Here is a 400-nt window from a genome sequence, read left to right as displayed (position 1 = left end):
CAGAAGGCCGAGAAGGAAGGCTGAATCTGTTGCTGTGCCTGTACTTGGTAAGGTTGCTGACTTAGTGGCTGGACCTTTAGTAGAACCATCTACTTTAGATCCTTGCACTTGCTCCTGCATCTGCGGGGTTGCAGTTGACTTGTAAACAACCGCATAAACACCTAGCTGATCTGTCATGTACTCGATATAATGACCTTTTTGCTGGAAGGATACCGCATCAAGCTGATCAGCCGCTGTCATAAAGAAGACATTTTCAACATCTTTATTAGATGCAACTGGAAGGCTGACAAAGACCTTACCCCTAGGTTGTACAGCTTTGCCAAATTGGTCTTCTAGTCTAATGTCATAAGCATCATAGAGCTTACCTTCTAGGCTTTGAGCTGCTACTTTCTTAACCTTC

At 44.2% G+C, this 400-nt stretch carries 1 protein-coding gene; it reads right to left on the bottom strand.

Translation table 11 applies throughout. From position 1 onward, the window contains the following. The coding region (locus SCRDD08_RS11735) for a hypothetical protein (RefSeq protein ID WP_196756195.1) at window positions 1-400 on the bottom strand (400 nt) is incomplete at both ends.

This window comes from Streptococcus cristatus (assembly GCF_001578775.1).
GTDB classification, from domain to species: Bacteria; Bacillota; Bacilli; order Lactobacillales; family Streptococcaceae; genus Streptococcus; species Streptococcus cristatus_A.
The sequence above is the reverse complement of the archived record's forward strand: the minus strand, read 5'-3'. Positions and strand labels throughout refer to the sequence as shown.